This window comes from Candidatus Thiodiazotropha sp. LNASS1, from assembly GCF_964212655.1.
Lineage (GTDB): Bacteria > Pseudomonadota > Gammaproteobacteria > Chromatiales > Chromatiaceae > Thiodiazotropha.
On the sequence record NZ_OZ156465.1, the window covers coordinates 2708597 to 2723707 of the forward strand.

General features: G+C 56.0%; 18 protein-coding genes and 1 tRNA gene. 7 read left to right on the plus strand and 12 right to left on the minus strand.

The window, feature by feature from the left end:
* Positions 1-13: 13 nt before the first annotated feature.
* From AB8516_RS11810 to AB8516_RS11825, 4 genes are read right to left on the minus strand one after another with little or no spacing between them, the layout of a single operon-like run.
* Positions 14-280 carry an oxidative damage protection protein gene (locus AB8516_RS11810; RefSeq protein ID WP_369160835.1) on the minus strand — a complete coding sequence of 89 codons (267 nt, stop codon included), beginning with the start codon at positions 278-280 and terminating at the stop codon, positions 14-16.
* On the minus strand, positions 277-1413 hold the full coding sequence (gene mutY / locus AB8516_RS11815) for an A/G-specific adenine glycosylase (protein WP_369160837.1): 1137 nt from the start codon (positions 1411-1413) through the stop codon (positions 277-279). Before mutY ends, AB8516_RS11810 begins: the two co-directional genes overlap by 4 nt.
* Complete coding sequence (locus AB8516_RS11820) at positions 1413-3548, minus strand: AsmA family protein (RefSeq protein ID WP_369160839.1); 2136 nt, start codon at positions 3546-3548, stop codon at positions 1413-1415. The genes mutY and AB8516_RS11820 overlap by 1 nt, the downstream gene beginning before the upstream one ends.
* Positions 3549-3558: 10 nt before the next feature.
* A complete protein-coding gene (locus AB8516_RS11825; RefSeq protein WP_369160841.1) occupies positions 3559-3879 on the minus strand; it encodes a DUF2007 domain-containing protein in 321 nt (106 codons plus the stop codon).
* 483 nt (positions 3880-4362) lie between these two features.
* Here AB8516_RS11825 and AB8516_RS11830 point away from each other — a divergent pair, with 483 nt between their 5' ends.
* Positions 4363-4563: a hypothetical protein gene (locus AB8516_RS11830; protein ID WP_369160843.1), complete on the plus strand. Its 201-nt coding sequence runs from the start codon at positions 4363-4365 to the stop codon at positions 4561-4563.
* A 2-nt stretch (positions 4564-4565) separates the two neighbouring features.
* Here the strand turns inward: AB8516_RS11830 and AB8516_RS11835 are convergent.
* Positions 4566-4639: transfer RNA gene (locus tag AB8516_RS11835), tRNA-Gly, on the minus strand.
* A 124-nt stretch (positions 4640-4763) separates the two neighbouring features.
* Complete coding sequence (locus AB8516_RS11840) at positions 4764-6581, minus strand: long-chain fatty acid--CoA ligase (RefSeq protein ID WP_369160845.1); 1818 nt, start codon at positions 6579-6581, stop codon at positions 4764-4766.
* A 252-nt stretch (positions 6582-6833) separates the two neighbouring features.
* On the opposite strand from AB8516_RS11840, the gene thiS reads away from it, so the two are divergent.
* Genes thiS through fetB form a run of 5 tightly spaced genes read left to right on the plus strand, consistent with a single transcriptional unit; the run spans position 6834 to position 9997 of the window.
* Complete coding sequence (gene thiS, locus AB8516_RS11845) at positions 6834-7034, plus strand: sulfur carrier protein ThiS (protein ID WP_369160847.1); 201 nt, start codon at positions 6834-6836, stop codon at positions 7032-7034.
* A 58-nt stretch (positions 7035-7092) separates the two neighbouring features.
* Positions 7093-7887 (plus strand): thiazole synthase, encoded by a 795-nt coding sequence (locus AB8516_RS11850; RefSeq protein ID WP_369160849.1) that lies wholly within the window; start codon positions 7093-7095, stop codon positions 7885-7887.
* A gap of 24 nt (positions 7888-7911) precedes the next feature.
* On the plus strand, positions 7912-8601 hold the full coding sequence (gene trmB, locus AB8516_RS11855; protein ID WP_369160851.1) for a tRNA (guanosine(46)-N7)-methyltransferase TrmB: 690 nt from the start codon (positions 7912-7914) through the stop codon (positions 8599-8601).
* Positions 8601-9197 (plus strand): ATP-binding cassette domain-containing protein, encoded by a 597-nt coding sequence (locus AB8516_RS11860; protein ID WP_369160853.1) that lies wholly within the window; start codon positions 8601-8603, stop codon positions 9195-9197. The genes trmB and AB8516_RS11860 overlap by 1 nt, the downstream gene beginning before the upstream one ends.
* Positions 9194-9997 carry an ABC transporter permease gene (gene fetB / locus AB8516_RS11865; protein WP_108293078.1) on the plus strand — a complete coding sequence of 268 codons (804 nt, stop codon included), beginning with the start codon at positions 9194-9196 and terminating at the stop codon, positions 9995-9997. The genes AB8516_RS11860 and fetB overlap by 4 nt, the downstream gene beginning before the upstream one ends.
* Before the next feature lie 42 nt (positions 9998-10039).
* Here the strand turns inward: fetB and AB8516_RS11870 are convergent, their stop codons facing one another.
* Both AB8516_RS11870 and AB8516_RS11875 read right to left on the minus strand, forming a co-directional pair.
* Positions 10040-10264, minus strand: a complete 225-nt coding sequence (locus AB8516_RS11870; protein WP_108293080.1) for an RND transporter — start codon at positions 10262-10264, stop codon at positions 10040-10042.
* 260 nt (positions 10265-10524) lie between these two features.
* Positions 10525-11025: an O-acetyl-ADP-ribose deacetylase gene (locus AB8516_RS11875; protein ID WP_369160855.1), complete on the minus strand. Its 501-nt coding sequence runs from the start codon at positions 11023-11025 to the stop codon at positions 10525-10527.
* A gap of 13 nt (positions 11026-11038) precedes the next feature.
* Here AB8516_RS11875 and AB8516_RS11880 point away from each other — a divergent pair, with 13 nt between their 5' ends.
* On the plus strand, positions 11039-11368 hold the full coding sequence (locus tag AB8516_RS11880) for a DUF3301 domain-containing protein (RefSeq protein ID WP_369160857.1): 330 nt from the start codon (positions 11039-11041) through the stop codon (positions 11366-11368).
* A 331-nt stretch (positions 11369-11699) separates the two neighbouring features.
* Here the strand turns inward: AB8516_RS11880 and AB8516_RS11885 are convergent, their stop codons facing one another.
* The 4 genes from AB8516_RS11885 to AB8516_RS11900 all read right to left on the minus strand — a co-directional run bounded on the left by AB8516_RS11885 (position 11700) and on the right by AB8516_RS11900 (position 15106).
* Positions 11700-12089, minus strand: a complete 390-nt coding sequence (locus AB8516_RS11885; protein ID WP_369160859.1) for a ClpXP protease specificity-enhancing factor — start codon at positions 12087-12089, stop codon at positions 11700-11702.
* A gap of 281 nt (positions 12090-12370) precedes the next feature.
* Positions 12371-12994 (minus strand): glutathione S-transferase N-terminal domain-containing protein, encoded by a 624-nt coding sequence (locus AB8516_RS11890; RefSeq protein WP_069124897.1) that lies wholly within the window; start codon positions 12992-12994, stop codon positions 12371-12373.
* 139 nt (positions 12995-13133) lie between these two features.
* The gene (locus AB8516_RS11895) at positions 13134-13874 is read right to left on the minus strand and encodes a cytochrome c1 (RefSeq protein ID WP_108293086.1); all 741 of its coding nucleotides are present in this window, start codon (positions 13872-13874) and stop codon (positions 13134-13136) included.
* Positions 13871-15106, minus strand: coding sequence for a cytochrome bc complex cytochrome b subunit (locus AB8516_RS11900; protein ID WP_369163272.1), 1236 nt, complete (start codon positions 15104-15106; stop codon positions 13871-13873). The genes AB8516_RS11895 and AB8516_RS11900 overlap by 4 nt, the downstream gene beginning before the upstream one ends.
* Between the last annotated feature and the right edge of the window lie 5 nt (positions 15107-15111).

Here is a 15111-nt window from a genome sequence, read left to right on the forward strand (position 1 = left end):
CCCCTTTCGGGACTTATTGGGGTCGATAGTCCGGCGGCAGCTCGGCGCCTTCGCCGAAGAAGAACTGCTCCATCTGCTGTTCGAGGAATTGGCGTGCCTTGGGATCGACCGGGCTGAGCCGGTTCTCGTTGATCAGCATGGTCTGGTGCCTGAGCCACTCCTGCCAGGCTTCCTTGGAAACGTTTTCGAATATGCGCTGCCCCAGTTCGCCGGGATAGGTGGGGCGATCCAGCCCTTCGGCCTCACGTTTCAGTCTGACGCATTGTACGGTACGGCTCATGGGGCCTCTCCTCCGGATTGGTGTTCGCGAATCGGTCTGTCGATCTCTCGCAGGATGCGGCTGACCGGCGCGGCCAGCCCCCGGTCGTCGGGTTGTGACAGTTTATACCAGACCCTGGGGCCGGCATCCATGAGGCCCTTTGCAGGGTTTTTCACCGCCACCACGACCGGCGTGATATCCAGGTGAAAGTGGGAAAAGGTATGGCGCCTCGGCTGCAGGTGGTCGCGCTCTTCCACATCACAGCCAAACACCTCCCGGCACCAGGCTTTCAACGGCTGTTCCGGCGGACACTCGGGCAGACTCCACAGCCCGCCCCAGATACCGCTGGGCGGCCGCTGCTCGAGCAAGATATCGCCGCTGGCATCGGTCAGGATCAACATGCGGGTGGCGCGCACCGGCAGTACTTTTTTCGGTTTGGGGGCCGGATAGCGTGAAACATCCCCCTCGGCGAGGGCCTGGCAACTCTGCGCCAACGGACAGGTGTCGCAGAGAGGCTTGCCCCGCACACAGCAGGTGGCGCCCAGATCCATCATCGCCTGATTGTACCGCGCGGTTTGACGGTGCGGGGTCAGTTGTTCGCTCAACCGCCACAGCTGCTTCTGCACACCATTGTTGCCCGGCCATCCCGAAATGGCGAAATGGCGCGCCAAGACCCGTTTCACATTACCGTCCAGGATCGGGGCATATGCATCGAATGCGAGGGAGCGTATCGCCCCCGCGGTGGAGCGACCGATGCCGGGCAGGGCCTGCAGGCGGTCGATATCGTCCGGCAGCACCCCTTGATACCGGGTCATGACCTCACCTGCCGCCCGATGCAGATTTCTCGCCCGCGCGTAGTAGCCCAGACCGGACCAATGATGCATGACCCTGTCCGAATCGGCGGCAGCCAGGGTGGCAATATCGGGGAAACTCTGGATGAAGCGTTCGAAATAACCGATTACGGTATTCACCTGGGTTTGCTGCAGCATGATTTCGGAGACCCAGATACGGTAGGGGTCCCGCGGTTGCTGCCATGGAAGGTCCTTTCTGCCGTGGCGGTCGAACCAGGCCAGCACGCGTTGTGAAAAGCTCTCCGCCCCTTCGAGTGGGATGGTTGGGAGCGTTGTTCGGGCCTGCTTCTCTCGGTCCGCCATCAAAAGAGATTTTTCAGCTTATCCTTCAGCTTGTCCTTGAGTTCCTCCGGCACCTTCTCCTCCAGCTTCTCACCAATCTTTTCGTCCACCTTTTGATCGAGCTTCTGCTTGAGTTTCGCCTTCTGCTGCTCCTCCAGGATCTTCGACAGCTGTATGGAGAAATCGGGGTCGTTCCAATTACCCTTGATCTTGACCGGTATGGGTATGCCGACCAGATCCTCCAGCGCCTCTCCTCCTTGTCCCGCCGGTGTGTTGACGATGACCGGTCGAACGGTGTACTTCAACCGCTCCTCCAGCAGATAGGCCTTGCCGCTTCCCTCCAGGCGGAGGTAGGGTGACTTGGCCAGCAGACTCTGGTTGTTCACCACGCCGTTGACGATCGTGGCGCGGCCGATGAGTTCTGAAAAGTCGGTCTGTTCCGGTTCATTCAACACCATGGTGCCTTCGCCCTTCAGCTTGGCCTTGGTATCGCGGATCATCTTTGCCAGATTGAAGCCCTTGACCGCGCCATCGCGGAAATCGAAGGAGAGCTGCCCGTTGAGCCCGCGCTTCAATTGTTTAACAGTATTGCCACGGCTGGTGAGCTGCATGTCGAGATCGCCGCTGCCGAGCAGGGTATCCTTGCCGGTTAAATCGAGTAACAGCGGGCCGGAGAGAATCCTCGACACCTTTTGGGTAAGATTGATCGCAGGCCTTTCACCGGTCACATCCAACTGCACATCCCCTTTCATCAGGCCATCATAAAAACGGCCCACTTCGTGATCGAGATTCAGCTTGCCATCCCGGCCGCGCACCTTGAGCAGAATCGCCTCTGCTTGCAGCCCATTGACGATCAAGCTGTCGATGCGCACGGTCCCGTCCAGCCGCAGGCCTCGTAATAACTCATTGGGAAACAGGGGCTCATTTTCCGATCCGCCTTTCGATGGCTTGGCGGGTGCCCTGCCCGGCTCGGCCGTTGGCGGCAGATAACGATCCACGTTGATGGTGTTCAATACGAGATTGAATAGGTAGGTGGGCGATGCGAAATTAACCATCTCAAACTCACCCTTGAGTTTTGTCTGGTCCAACTCCAGCAACAGATTCTTCAATACCAGCTGATCGGGAGAGGCGGTGAAATCTGATGACAGAAAGAGAGATTGAAGCACCTCTTCGTCCGCCGTTTCCGGAACAGGCAGTCCGAACTGGTTCATCCACTCGCGCAGATTGAACTCGGCCAGGTTCAGATCGCCTTTGAAGGTCGGATTGGTCTGGATCTCCTCACCCTGGACACGCCCTGTGAGCTTGAGTTTACCGGACGTGAGCTCCAGGTCGTGCAGATCCAGGATGTCGGAAGTCAGGTTAACCTGCAGGTTGCCTTCCAACAGACTCTTGACCCCCTCCTCGGGCATGCCATCACCGGTCAGATTCACGGCCAGTTGCAGATCCTGCATACTGAACACCTGCTCATCCGGTTTCACCAACATCTTGGAAGTCAGCTTGACGCCACCCTTCAACAACGGTTTCCGGCTCGCCAGGTCCATACTGAAATTCAAATCCACACTGCGTCCCGGCGCCAATTCACCGGTCTCCAGATAGATGTTATCGATCTGGTAGCGTTCGCCCGTCGATTGATCGTCCCAAACCAGATTCGCCTCCTTGATGCTCAATCCGCCCACGGTGAAAGCCATCAAACCCGCTTTATCCTGTCGCGGGGACTCTACCTCAACGGACTCCTGCTCACCTTCCGTTTTACCCAGCATGTCATCCCAGTTGGTGACACCGCTCTTCGACCTGGCCAGGTTGAGCTTCAACCCCTCGACACGCACAGTGTCGACTTCCAGCAGCTGATCAATCAGCAATGGCAGCAGGTTGACACCCACCTCGGCATGCTTGACCGCGGCGAAGTCTCCCTCTTTGAAGCCCTTGGCGTTGCTGAGGGTCAACCCATTCAACTCCAACGCCAGCCTGGGAAAGACAGACAAGCCGATATCCCCGCCGATGGTAAGATCCCGCCCTGTCGCCTTTTTCACCTCGGCGACGATGCGATCCTTATGGTCGTTGGGATCGACAAACATGGGGATCAGAATCACCGCTGCGATGATTAGCAGCAGCACCATTCCGATCAACCATCCAAGCACCTTCAGTGTCTTGCCCATCATCTACTCCTTATACATTCTCGTTCGGATTTGGGCTTCCACAATTCCAACATATATCGAATCCCGCATCGATGCTCTCGCCGCAAACACTACACTGCCAGGCCTCGCCACTGACCGGGGGACGATCGAAAAACGCTTCCGTGAGCCGCTTCGCCAGCGCCAGGTCACGATCTTCAAGCACCCAAAGGGTGGGAAAAATATTTGCCGGCAGTTCGCCCACGGCGCCACTCAGGTGATCGCCGACTATCACGGTCTCGATTCCCTTCTGCCTGAGATGATCCTTGAGCATCTGCGCCTCCACCCTGTCCGCGGCTTGATAAAGTTCTAGCATGGAAAACCGTCATCTCTCCTGAATACTATGTTATTCCGTCGATCAAGTTCATACACGGATCGTTAATTTTTGATTCAACAGGCCCCTGCCCACCCTCACCTTGGCCAAATCCCAGTCTTACCCGGTGAAAAGACAAGCCTAACAAAACCCGGCGCCCGGGCATTAAGCGGTACGACCGTCAGAATAGACCGCACTATTACGCTGTTTCCCGATGACCTGCATTGCACTCTCACGATGCGGGGTCTGATTCATTCATCGATATCATTAGACTACCTTATAACCACTCCGGGATGCCGTTTAAATCCCTACATTTGTAAGGGTTCCCAGGACATGAACGATCATTAGACTACACTAACAGCGACCGGCTTTCCCGCTGTTGTGGCATAATCAAGTGCACGCACTATTCGACTTAAACAGGCACCCGAATTGTTGAAATACTTGTCTCTGGTTTTGATTTTGGCGTTCGCTGCCCTTGATAACGCTATGGCGGAGAAGGGCCAGTCGATCATGTTCCAGCCTAAAGAGCATCCCTTCATGGAGCCCCCGAAAGAGGTAGATGACGAAGCCGCTCAGTGTACGCAGCTGGCAAAACAGATCGAAGCCCTCAAGGGTAAACCGCAACGCCGCCATGCGGCCCTGGAACGCTATCGATTGATGTGTACGGACAAGGCGCAGATAGAGTGAATTGGAGCGGGTAACGGGAGTCGAACCCGTCTCTCTGGCTTGGGAAGCCAGGGTAATACCGATATACGATACCCGCGAATGCCGTCCCTGTCTGAATCCTTACCTCAGGCTTGCCGAGCTGTACGGAAGCTCTTGACAAGTCTACCCTGCCACGATTTTCCTGTCATGCCACCCTGCATGCTGACAATAATTCAATAACCCTAGACCAAACCATCGCCGTAGAGTGTTTCAACCTGTTGCTTGCAATACGCCAAGACCTTCTGTCGCTTGATCTTCATGGTGGGTGTCATCAATCCGTTCTCGATCGTCCAGGGTTCGAGCAGCAGCGCGATCCGGCGTATCTTGGCGTAGCCGGGGAAATCGCGCAACGCCAGCCGTATTCGCTTCAGCAGCGCATTCTGCAGGCGCTCGTTCTCGAGACTGGATGATTGCGACGGATCGAGACCATACTCATCGGCGAGCCCGTTCCACAGGTCGGGATTGAGCACCACCAGCGCCCCCAGGTAGGGCTTACCCTCGCCCACCACCATTATCTGTTCGATCAGGGGATCGAGGGTTATCGCCATCTCCATATCCGCCGGCGGGATCTTCTCGCCGTTCGACAGCACCAGGATATCCTTGATCCTGCCGGTGATATAGATATGGCCATCTTCATCGATACGCGCCTGATCGCCGGTATGCAACCAGCCCTGGGGGTCGATCATCTCGGCGGTAGCCGCATGGTTGTTCCAATAACCGAGCATCATCCCCGGTGTCCTGACCAGCAGTTCATCATCATCGCCGATCTTCACCGTCACACCGCGTAAAGGAATACCGACACTTTCCGGTCTGATGTCATGCATCGGATTGACACTGATGACCGGACTGGTCTCGGTCAACCCATAACCCTGCAGCATCGGCAGCCCAAGCCCCAAAAAGACCCGGGCAATCTCCGGCGATATGGCCGCACCGCCGCTGACCGCGACGCGCAGCCGCCCTCCCAGCTTGTCGAGTATCTTGCCGGAGACCAGTTTGCGCAGCAGGGGATGCAGCAACAGCCCCGGAAACCAGCTGCGGCGCCCCATGCGATATTCAAACTCCTTGAATCCCACGCTCAAGGCCATATTGAAGAGCATACGCGCAAAGGCGGGTTTACTCTTCAGCTGGTCCTGCACCCGGGCGTAGACCCGCTCGAAGATACGGGGTACGGCAATGATCGCGGTCGGCCTGATGGTCTGCAGGTCTTCCGCCAACTGCGGGATGGAACGGGCAAAGGAGACAGAGGCGCCGGCCATCATCGGCAGGTAGTAACCACCGGTCCTTTCAAGGGTGTGAGAGAGGGGCAGGAATGAGAGAAAGCTGTCTTGCTGATAGCAATCCACCACGGTCAGTGAGCCATGGGCGATGGAGAGCATATTGTAGTGACTCAGCATCACACCCTTGGGGCGTCCTGTGGTGCCGGAGGTATAGACAATCGAGGCCAGGGTCTCGGGATCGGCATACCGCCGTTTCAAGGGATCGCCGCGAGGCGGCAACCAGTGCTTCGCCTCACGCACCAGTTCATCCTCAGCAGGGCGTGGCTGTCGCTCTGTCTCCAGCACCACAACCCGCTGCAACTGGGGCAGTTCTTCCACCGAATCGGCCATGCGGTTCCAGCGGCCGCTGTCCTGCACCAGCAACAGTTTGACCGCCGCGTCGCGCAGGATGTAGGCAATGGCATCTGCGCGATCGTCGGTATACAGAGGCACGACAACCAGTCCCAGCGAGAGGGCGGCCTGATCGAACATCACCCATTCGGGACAGTTCCTCAGGAGGATCGCGACCCGGTCCCCATCCTCCAGCGCCTCCCCCGCTAGCGCCTGGCGCCAGCGCGACACCTGGCGTTCCATATCGCCCCAGGTGAGTTCGTACCACTGTTTGTTCTGCCGGTGATAGTGTCGATAAGCCACCGCATCGGGTGTCCGGCGTGCACGCTGCAAAAACAATCCATCGAGGGTGCCGGCCAATTCCGGCGATATCAGATCTTCACTCCACTTCACGAATCGACTCCAGCCATTGAGCTATCGCTCCCAGGCCCTTGCAGGGCCTCTTTTCATTTATTTATTCATTGTTGTATGTGTTTTGTATTCACTTTATCCCTGCGACATGTGGGGATCGTTCAGCCCTGTGCCTGTTTGTGCCTGGCCGGCATCACTCAAATTCAACAGCGGGTTTTCGCCAACGCAACACATACTTTGTTGTCCCAAGATGAGGTAAAATCATTTCCCATCACCAATTGAGACCAGACAGAGATGCAGATTTACTTAAACGGCGTGGAAAAGCAAATTCCCGACGCACTGAACATGACCAAGCTGATCGAGTTACTCGATCTATCCGGCCAGCGTATTGCTGTGGAAGTCAATGAAGCGTTGGTGCCCCGCAGTACCTTCAACGAGTATCTGCTGGAAGAGCATGACCAAGTCGAGATCATACAGGCCGTAGGTGGCGGCTGAAACTGCACCCTCAGTTCCCCCATCCCATTCGAATCAATCAGCAACCAGAACCAGACCGATGCCAAACGATACCCAAAATGACAGTTTCAGCGTCGCCGGACGCCGTTTCAACTCCCGCCTGCTGGTCGGTACCGGCAAGTATAAAGATATGCCGGAGACCCGGGAGGCCATCGATGCCAGCGGCGCGGAGATCGTCACCATTGCGGTGCGCCGTACAAACATCGGCCAGGACCGGGATCAACCCAATATCCTCACCGTGCTGCCGCCCGACGAGTTCACCTATCTGCCGAACACGGCCGGTTGCTACGACGCCAAGACCGCAGTCCGGACCTGCCGTCTGGCGCGGGAACTGCTGGATGGCCACAACCTGGTCAAACTGGAAGTGCTGGGTGACGAGAAGACCCTGTTCCCCGATGTAGTGCAGACACTTGAAGCTGCGGAAGAGCTGATCAAGGACGGCTTCGATGTGATGGTCTACACCAACGACGATCCGATCATGGCCAAGCGGCTCGAGGAACTGGGCTGTGTGGCAGTGATGCCGTTGGCGGCACCCATCGGATCCGGCCTGGGCATACGCAACCGGCTCAACATCCTGACCATCGTGGAAAACGCCAAGGTCCCGGTACTGGTGGATGCCGGTGTCGGCACCGCCTCCGATGCCGCAGTGGCCATGGAACTGGGTTGCGACGGGGTACTCATGAACACCGCCATTGCCGCGGCAGACAACCCGGTGTTGATGGCTTCGGCCATGAAAAAGGCGATCCAGGCGGGACGTGAGGCCTACCTGGCGGGTCGGATGCAGGCCAAGCGCTTTGCCTCGGCCTCGTCACCGGTCGATGGGCTGTTTTTCTGACCATCCTCAGAACGCACCAGACCTATGTCGGTTGAGCAGTCTCATCGCCCCATTCGCAGTTATGTCCTGAGACAGGGCCGATTGACTGAAGGTCAACAGCGGGCGTTCCAGGCATTATGGCCGCACTATGGCCTGACCCTGGACCAACAGCCCCTGCGCTTCTCTTCACTCTTCGGGCGGGAGGCGCCGGTCACCCTGGAAATCGGCTTCGGCAATGGCGAAGCTCTGGCTCAGATTGCCGCCAGCCATCCCGAGCAGGACTTCCTGGGCGTCGAGGTGCATACACCCGGCGTGGGACACCTGATGCTCACACTGGCTGAGCAGGAGTCTGATAATGTACGCATCCTGCAGGCAGATGCCATGGAACTGCTGCGACACCATATGCCTGAAGCTGCCCTCGACCGGGTGCAGCTCTACTTTCCCGATCCATGGCATAAACGGCGCCACCACAAACGCCGCATCGTGCAACAGGCGTTTGCCGATCTCATTCACCAGGCACTGAAACCCGGTGGGGTGATCCACATGGCCACCGATTGGGAAGAGTATGCCCGGCAGATGCTGGATGTTTTCACCCGACACGACGGTTTTCGCAATCAGGCCGGAAAAGGCAACTTCTCCCCACGCCCGGATACACGACCGTTGACCAAATTCGAACAGCGGGGCCAGCGGCTTGGGCACGGGGTATGGGATCTTATTTTCGAGCGTAACAGTTGATGGGCAGCCTGACCTTAAAGCAGTTCCAATCACCCCTACTCGAACCCATAGAGCTGTATATCCCAGCGGGTCACTGCACCACCCTGAGCGGTCCTTCGGGAAGCGGCAAATCACGCCTGTTGAGAGCCCTGGCCGACCTCGACCCACACCAGGGCGAAGCCTGGCTTGACGAGCAGGAAATGACCGCCTTCAGCGGTCCGGCATGGCGCCGAGAAGTAGGATTGCTTCCCGCTGAGAGCGCCTGGTGGAAAGATCGTGTCGGCGACCACTTCCCGCACGTCGACAATGCCCTGCTGTCACTTCTCGATTTATCTCCAAACGCCATGCAGTGGGAGATCAGCCGTCTATCCAGCGGTGAGCGACAGCGCCTGGCTCTGGCAAGGCTGCTTGGCAATATGCCCCAGGTACTGCTGCTCGATGAACCCACCGCCAACCTGGATCAAAAAAACATCGACCGGGTCGAGGAGCTCATTGCTGAATGGCGCCGGCAACACAAGACCGCAGTACTCTGGATCTCCCATGATCCTGATCAACAACGGCGGGTCGGCGAGGAGTCCTTGCACATCGCAGACGGACGCCTGCAGGTAAAACGATGACACTCATAGAGTTGACCCCCCTCGACCTGGCGCTATCCGCAATTCTTGTGGTGGTACTGGCCCTGCTGTCGTTAAGACTCTCCCTCGGCATCGAACGTCAACTGTTGATTGCGGCCTTGCGCACGGTGGTCCAGTTGATCCTGCTCGGCCTGGTGTTGAAGTTTCTGTTCGTACAATCCCATCCCTTGTTGATCGCGCTCCTTGCGCTGTTCATGCTCTTCGTCGCGGGCTATGAAGTCATGGCCCGGCAACAACGCCATTTTCTCGGTATCTGGGGTATGGGGGTCGGCACCCTCTCGATGTTCATCTCCTCATTTACCGTCACCCTGATGGCACTCACGATCATCATTCAGGCCGAGCCCTGGTATTCAGTGCAGTACCTGATCCCCCTGCTGGGCATGCTGCTGGGAAACACCATGTCGGGCGTGGCCATCGCTCTGGACCACTTGACCCATAATTCCTGGCAGCAGCGGCAGCAGATCGAGGCGCGACTGATGCTGGGCCACACCTGGGAACAGGCAATTCGGGAGCTCCGGCGCAATGCCCTGCGCAGCGGTATGATACCGATCATCAATGCCATGGCGGCGGCCGGCGTAGTCAGTCTGCCGGGCATGATGACCGGTCAGATCCTGGCAGGCGCGCCACCGTTCGAGGCGAGTAAATATCAGATATTGATTATGCTGCTGATCGCGGCAGGTACCGGATTCGGCGCCATGGCCGCGGTATGGATCGGCTCGAAACACCTGTTCGACGATCGTGAACGACTGCGGCTCGACCGACTCAGCGCGGTTAAAAACTAGGGGCGATAAACGGTGATCACAATAGCCCCCTCCCACACCTGCTTAGGAGACTTCCCGCTCACCACGGACCAGTTTTATCACCAACAGCACAACCGGCAGTCCATGCATCAACAGATCGAAGATGTCGATAGGACGTTGCAGGGTACCGGCCGCCAGCATCTTCAGCTTCTCCCATAGATGGGGCTCCGGCACGAAAGGTGCCAATCCGAGCAATAAAGCCGGCAGCGCGACCATCTGCATCGGCAGCCTATCCAACCAATTAAACATCTTACCTCACCTATGGCTTCGTAATACGATTTACTATTATCCGCAAATCAACGCTAATAAACGCAAAAAAAATTATTTCAACATGTACGGCGGTTCACTTCCACTTACCTGTCACCGGTGCGGCAAGCCGCTCCTACACTAAAAAACAACGGCATCTTTTTACACATTCGCACGCAGGACCATGGGGAGCAAAAAACCATTTGCGTTTATTAGCGTTCATTCGCGGATTTTTTATGCTTAAGAACTTATCAGCAAAGGTATCAACACTCAGGACAGAGTGATCGATAAAGATCCGCGTCGGCCTCACTGAAACAACAGGCGATAATCTCGTCAAACGATTCTTTCCTTGCCTTCATGACACTCAGCGCCACCTCAGCCGCTTCCCGTTTCGGGTAGCCGTAGACCCCGGTACTGATGGCGGGAAAGGCTATGCTTCGACATCCCTTCTCAGCCGCCAGTGTCAGGCTGTTCTCATAGCAGGCACGGAGTAATGCGGGTTCACCCTGTCCACCGTTGCGCCAGACAGGGCCCACGGTATGGATGACCCAGGCTGCCGGAAGCTTGTAGCCGGGTGTCATTCGCGCCTCACCGGCAGGACAACCTCCCAGGGTTTTACAGATGGCCAGCAGTTCCGGGCCGGCCGCCCGATGGATGGCGCCATCCACACCGCCCCCCCCTAAAAGGGAGGAATTGGCTGCATTGACGATTGCATCCACTTCCAGCTTTGTAATATCTGCCGTTACAATGCTTATCTGTCCCATAATCTATACCTGCATGTCATATTCAACCCTCAATCTGCTGCTTGCCCTGTTGGCCTTGCTCTGGTTCTGGCGCGACAGTCTTCGGGTGCGTGAAATCGCCATACGGATCAGTCGCAACGCCTGTCAAAGCCATGGAGTGCAGTTTCTCGATCAGACCGTGGCCCTGCATCGGCTGGGAATTCGATGGCTTCGCAGCGGACTGAAACTGCGCCGTGTCTATGAGTTCGACTATAGTCTGGAAGGCTCGGGCCGGCGAACCGGATATGTGGTGATGGTGGGCACCGATAATGTCAGCCTGCATATCGATTTACCGTCGCGGGACATGGCCGACGGTTCAGAGTGAGACCAGGGTAAAAACCATTCCTGGTTACCCACCATTCTCAGCTATCCGCTCTCATCCCACCCCTCTCTCACGGTGGGTGTTGTAAAAGCAAGCCGCAAATAGACGCTAATCCGATAAGTCCGCAAATGAACCTATATTTAGTTTATAACAGTCCGGTATGGAGACGGCAGGTTAGCGTCTGTATGACACCATATTGTACTGTAAATATAAATAGTTGCGTTTATTCTTGGACACACAAAAATCATTTGCGGGTATTGGCGGCTCAGTTATATATCCCATTATCCCAAGTCACCGATTCAGTGGCTGAATATTGTGGGTATATATCAGGAAACTATTTGACCACCTTCAGGGACGGCCGTTTGCCCGGCGTGGTGGGATCGGGTTCATCGCCGGGATCGTCATCAAGATTCACCTCTTCTTCGGGAAATAGCATTCCCTGGCCATTCTCCTTGGCATAGATACCCATCACCGCGGCTGGAGGAATCAGAATATCCTCGGCTTTACCGCTAAATCGTGCGCTGAAACTGATCCAATCGTTACCCAGTTCAAGAGCAGAGACAGCGGAGGGATCCACGTTCAGGATAATGCGTCCCTCTTCCACGAACTGATCCGGCACTACCACACCCTCTACCTCGGTGTTGACCATCAGGTAGGGTGTAGTGCCGTTATCGACCAACCAGTCATAGAGTGCACGTATCAGGTAGGGTCGATTGGATGACATATCTGTCATATCAATTAGGGCCTGTTAACACTAATCCGATCAGCCCTGCTGGGGCTATTTTTTCGTCCAGAAAGGCAGCATGAGCGATGTGTAGTTATTCTACATGAGTGAATGCTAACACCGCTGGGCGGAAAAATAGCCCCAGCCCTACGGGTTGTGCCTGAAAAAGCGCCACTCGGCGTTACTCGTCGTTCATTTGGAACAACCAAACCTCTCTCCTCGCGCCTTGATTGGCGCTTTTTCAGGCGCAACAGGGCTGATCGGATTAGTGTTAACAGGCCCTAACCGCGCATCTCCTGTTCGGCCTCTGAAAGACTCTTGATGAACGACTCTTTTTCGAACAGGCGTTTGGTGTATTCATGTACGCCTTTCGCACTCGCGGGTATCTCCACGCCCAACTCCTGCAGGCGCCAGAGCAAGGGAGCGATGGCGCAATCGACCAAGGTAAACTCCTCACTCATGAAGAAGGGTTTGGCGTTGAACACCGGCGAAGTGGAAATGAGACTTTCACGTAGTTCCTTGCGCGCCTTTGCCGCCTCTTTCTTACCGCTGAGGATGATATCCATGAGGCTGTACCAGTCGTTATCCACGCGGTACATCAACAGACGCGAGGTAGAGCGTGAAACCGGGTCCACAGGCAACAGCGGCGGATGGGGGAACCGCTCGTCCAGATACTCCATGATAATGCGGGATTCGTAGAGCTTTAAATCCCTGTCCACCAGGGTGGGAAGGGTACCGTACGGATTGAGTTCCATCACCTCTTCCGGCACGTTGAGCGGATCGATATCAGATACTTCATAGGTGATGTTCTTCTCCGCCAGCACCAGTCTGACTCGATGACAATAGGGGTCGGTCGGATCCGAATAGAGGGTCATCACTGAACGTTTGTTCGCAACTGCCGCCATTTATAGCCTCTCTCCAGGGTGTCCTTCATGCCATGCGGAATGTTCGCCTGGCAGCGGAATATAGTGTGTTGTGAAATCAAAAAAGGCGCACAGTATAACGCAACTGTGCGCCTTTTTGGCAGATCATGTCGAAAGTGTTTTAGTGTACGTCCTTCCAGTACTCTTTCTTGAGCATGTAGGCCAGCACAAAAAATACCGCAATGAACAGTAAAACCCAGACGCCCAGGCGCTTGCGCTCCATCTGTATCGGCTCACCGATGTAGCTCATGAATGCAGTCAGATCCCGGGCGACTTGATCATACTCTTCGGCGCTCAGCAGCCCCTCGGAGACGGGTTCGAAATGGTCGAACCTCTCCACATCGTTACCGGCCGCATCCTTCTCGAGTTTGAAAACAGCCTTCTGCGCACCTTGCAGCTCCCACAATACGTGGGGCATGCCCACATCCGGAAACACAATGTTATTGACACCGAATGGGCGCTTCTCATCCAGATAAAAGCTGCGCAGATAGGTGTAGATCCAGTCCACGCCACGGGCGCGGGCAATCACGCTCAGGTCAGGCGGAGGACTACCGAACCATTCAGTGCCCTGTTCCGCAGTCATGGCGATCTTCATGGTGTCACCGATCTTGTCGGTGGTGAACATCAGATTTTCGATCACTTCGGTTTCCGTCAGACCGAGATCCCTGGCGGTACGGTTATAGCGCTGAAAATGGGCCGAATGGCAACTCAGGCAATAGTTGACGAAGTACTTGGCGCCACGCTGGAGTGAGGCCTGATCACCCAAATCGATATCGGCATCATCCAGATGCGCCCCGCCGCCTGCTGCAAGTCCCAGCATGGGGGCCGCGGCTAATAGAAGTGCAACAATCAGCTTTTTCATTCGGTCACCCTCTCAGGCACTGGTTTGGTCTTATCCATTTTGCTGTAAATCGGCATTAATAAGAAAAAGGCAAAATAGTAGATTGTGCCAATCTGCGCCATCAGCTTGTACAGGTCGGTGGTTGGCTGTGTGCCGAGATAACCGAGGATGATGAAGTCGATGACGAACAGCCATAGCATGATCTTATAAAGCGAACCCTTGTAACGGATCGATTTAACCGGGCTGCGATCCAGCCAGGGAAGGAAGAACATCACCAGAATGGAGGCGAACATGGCCACCACGCCGGGGAAGGCCGATCCCGCTATCGAGGGAACCGCCCGCAAGATGGCGTAGAAGGGCGTGAAGTACCATACAGGCGCGATATGCTCCGGTGTCTTCAATGGATTGGCCGGTTCGAAATTGGGATGCTCGATGAAGTACCCCCCCATCTCCGGCGCGAAGAAGACAACCACAGAGAACAGGAACAGGAAGCCCGCCACACCGGCGATATCCTTTACCGAATAGTAGGGATGAAAGGGGATACCGTCAGCGGGGGCGCTGTCACTCCAGCGATTACCCTTCGGACCCTTCTTTATTTCGATGCCATCCGGATTGTTGGAGCCGACCTTGTGCAGGGCGACAATGTGGATGAACACCAGTGCGGCCAGCAGGAACGGCAGCAGGAAATGAAGGGCGAAGAAACGGTTCAGGGTGGCGTCGGAGATGACATAGTCACCACGTACCCAGACACCCAGGTCGGGGCCGATCACCGGTACCGCCGAGAAGAGGTTGACGATAACCTGGGCGCCCCAGTAGGACATCTGACCCCAGGGAAGCAGATAGCCGAAAAAGGCGGTGGCCATCATCGCCAGATAAATGATCACGCCGATGATCCACAACAGTTCTCTGGGCTTACGATAGGAACCGTACATCAAACCACGGAACATGTGCAGGTAGATGACGACGAAGAAGGCGGACGCACCGGTAGAGTGCATGTAGCGAATCAGCCAACCCCAATCAACATCACGCATGATGTATTCAACTGAGCCAAACGCCAGTTCTGCATCGGGTTTGTAACTCATCGCCAGCCAAACACCGGTGACAATCTGGATCACCAACACCAGCATCCCCAGTGAGCCCATGAAGTACCAGAAGTTGAAATTCTTCGGTGCATAATATTCGGCCAGATGCTCGTTCCAGACCTTGGTCATGGGATAACGGTCATCGATCCAGCCCATAAAATTTTTCATCATGCTCA

Coding starts and splice junctions, on each gene's coding strand:
- AB8516_RS11850 (WP_369160849.1), top strand. CDS start 7,093: ATGCCAAACGATACCCAAAATGACAGTTTCAGCGTCGCCGGACGCCGT.
- mutY (WP_369160837.1), bottom strand. CDS start 1,413: ATGGCGGACCGAGAGAAGCAGGCCCGAACAACGCTCCCAACCATCCCA.
- AB8516_RS11825 (WP_369160841.1), bottom strand. CDS start 3,879: ATGCTAGAACTTTATCAAGCCGCGGACAGGGTGGAGGCGCAGATGCTC.
- AB8516_RS11810 (WP_369160835.1), bottom strand. CDS start 280: ATGAGCCGTACCGTACAATGCGTCAGACTGAAACGTGAGGCCGAAGGG.
- AB8516_RS11830 (WP_369160843.1), top strand. CDS start 4,363: ATGGCGGAGAAGGGCCAGTCGATCATGTTCCAGCCTAAAGAGCATCCC.
- AB8516_RS11900 (WP_369163272.1), bottom strand. CDS start 15,106: ATGATGAAAAATTTTATGGGCTGGATCGATGACCGTTATCCCATGACC.
- AB8516_RS11880 (WP_369160857.1), top strand. CDS start 11,039: ATGTCATATTCAACCCTCAATCTGCTGCTTGCCCTGTTGGCCTTGCTC.
- AB8516_RS11890 (WP_069124897.1), bottom strand. CDS start 12,994: ATGGCGGCAGTTGCGAACAAACGTTCAGTGATGACCCTCTATTCGGAT.
- AB8516_RS11895 (WP_108293086.1), bottom strand. CDS start 13,874: ATGAAAAAGCTGATTGTTGCACTTCTATTAGCCGCGGCCCCCATGCTG.
- AB8516_RS11870 (WP_108293080.1), bottom strand. CDS start 10,264: ATGTTTAATTGGTTGGATAGGCTGCCGATGCAGATGGTCGCGCTGCCG.
- fetB (WP_108293078.1), top strand. CDS start 9,194: ATGACACTCATAGAGTTGACCCCCCTCGACCTGGCGCTATCCGCAATT.
- thiS (WP_369160847.1), top strand. CDS start 6,834: ATGCAGATTTACTTAAACGGCGTGGAAAAGCAAATTCCCGACGCACTG.
- AB8516_RS11860 (WP_369160853.1), top strand. CDS start 8,601: ATGGGCAGCCTGACCTTAAAGCAGTTCCAATCACCCCTACTCGAACCC.
- AB8516_RS11875 (WP_369160855.1), bottom strand. CDS start 11,025: ATGGGACAGATAAGCATTGTAACGGCAGATATTACAAAGCTGGAAGTG.
- AB8516_RS11885 (WP_369160859.1), bottom strand. CDS start 12,089: ATGTCATCCAATCGACCCTACCTGATACGTGCACTCTATGACTGGTTG.
- AB8516_RS11820 (WP_369160839.1), bottom strand. CDS start 3,548: ATGGGCAAGACACTGAAGGTGCTTGGATGGTTGATCGGAATGGTGCTG.
- trmB (WP_369160851.1), top strand. CDS start 7,912: ATGTCGGTTGAGCAGTCTCATCGCCCCATTCGCAGTTATGTCCTGAGA.